Origin of the sequence: Streptomyces morookaense, from assembly GCF_013030945.1 — a bacterium.
GTDB lineage: Bacteria > Actinomycetota > Actinomycetes > Streptomycetales > Streptomycetaceae > Streptomyces > Streptomyces morookaensis.
Window position 1 is genome coordinate 1 of record NZ_JABBXF010000157.1, and the last position, 1,717, is coordinate 1,717.

Below are 1,717 nucleotides of genomic sequence, written 5' to 3' on the forward strand. Positions count from 1 at the left end.
CGATGAAGCTCGCCGAGCAGATGGAGAAGGACGGCATCGCCTCCGGCGAGCCCGAGGTCAGCGTCGGCTGACGCCCCTCCCGTACGCACCGGTGCCCCGTCCCTCGTGGCGGGGCACCGCCATATCCGTACACAAGGGAGGTGCGCGGAGGAGCCGGGAGGTACAGTTCCAGGACCTGTTTCCCCTGGCCTCCGGCCCCGCGACGGTGAGGCAATCCGAGAAGTGCTGACGACGACCACCACCAAGGTCCTGGAGCCCGGCGAACTCCACGCCGCACTCGCCGTGCTCGACCGCGACCCCGTCGCCAACGCCTTCGTCGCAGCCCGTGTCCGCATCGCCGGGCTCGACCCCTGGCGGCTCGGCGGCGAGATGTGGGGCTGGTACGCGGACGGCCGCCTGGAGTCCCTGTGCTACGCGGGCGCCAACCTCGTCCCCATCGGCGCCGGCCCCGAGGCCGTACGGGCCTTCGCCGACCGCGCCCGCCGGGGCGGCCGCCGCTGCTCCTCGATCGTCGGCCCCGCGGGCCCGACCGCCGAGCTCTGGTCGCTCCTCGAACCGCACTGGGGCCCGGCCCGCGAGGTGCGGGCCTGCCAGCCGCTGATGGTCGCCCGCAGCATGCCGGCCGGCATCGCGCCCGATCCGCTGGTGCGCCGCGTGCGCCGGGACGAGATGGACATCGTCATGCCGGCCTGCGTGGCCATGTTCACCGAAGAGGTCGGGGTCTCCCCGCTCGCCGGGGACGGCGGGCTGCTCTACCAGGCCCGGGTCGCCGAACTCGTCGGCTCCGGGCGCTCGTTCGCCCGCTTCGAGAACGGGCGCGTGGTCTTCAAGGCCGAGATCGGCGCCGCCACGCCGCAGGCCTGCCAGATCCAGGGCGTGTGGGTGGCCCCCGAACACCGGGGGCGGGGGCTGTCCGTGACGGGTATGGCCGCCGTGCTGCAGTACGCGCTGCGCGAAGTCGCGCCCGTGGCGAGCCTGTACGTCAACGACTACAACACCGCGGCCCGGGCCGCGTACCGGCGCGTGGGCTTCGAGGAAGTCGGCGCGTTCATGAGCGTGCTCTTCTGACCGCAGGTCGTGGGCCGTACGGACGGGTAGCCTCCCGGACATGGATGACATCGCGGTCGGACCGCTCGACCTCGCCGCGCGGGTGGACGACGCACTGGCCGTACAGGCGGTCGCCTTCGGCCTCAGCGTCGAAGAGGTCGGCGTACGGCGCCACATCGTGCTCAGGCACCTCACCTGCCCCGGTGCGCGTGCCCTCGGGGCCACCACCCGGGACGGCCGGCTGGTGGGTTTCGTCTACGGCATGCCGAACGACCGCGGGCACTGGTGGTCGACGGTCGTCGAACCGTATCTGCGGGCGAACGGCTGCGAGGACTGGCTCGACGACTCGTTCGTCATCACCGAGCTGCATGTGCACCCGGCGTTCCAGAACCGGCGGATCGGGCGGACGCTGATCACATCCATCACGGCGGACGCCGATGAGCCGCGGTCGATCCTTTCCGCGATCGACCGCGAGAGCCCGGCGCGGGCGCTGTACCGGAAGCTGGGGTATCACGATCTGGCGCGGCAGGTGGTCTTTCCGAGTGCGCCGATGCCGTATGCGGTGATGGGGGCGAAGTTGCCGCTGTCCTTGCCGGACTGAGGGGGCTTGCGGGTGCGGGCCGTGGGTGGTTGCTCGCGCAGGTCCCCGCGCCCCTGACGGGCGCTACAG

At 72.3% G+C, this 1,717-nt stretch carries 2 protein-coding genes; both read left to right on the plus strand.

The window, feature by feature from the left end; genetic code table 11:
- The first annotated feature begins 222 nt into the window (after nt 1–222).
- The gene (locus HG542_RS33660) at nt 223–1,068 is read left to right on the plus strand and encodes a GNAT family N-acetyltransferase (protein ID WP_171088181.1); all 846 of its coding nucleotides are present in this window, start codon (nt 223–225) and stop codon (nt 1,066–1,068) included.
- 40 nt (nt 1,069–1,108) lie between these two features.
- Nucleotides 1,109–1,648 carry a GNAT family N-acetyltransferase gene (locus HG542_RS33665; RefSeq protein WP_171088183.1) on the plus strand — a complete coding sequence of 180 codons (540 nt, stop codon included), beginning with the start codon at nt 1,109–1,111 and terminating at the stop codon, nt 1,646–1,648.
- The last annotated feature ends 69 nt before the right edge of the window (nt 1,649–1,717 follow it).

Excerpts from the sequence above, each read along its gene's own strand:
- HG542_RS33665 (WP_171088183.1), top strand. The coding sequence starts at position 1,109 with ATGGATGACATCGCGGTCGGACCGCTCGACCTCGCCGCGCGGGTGGAC.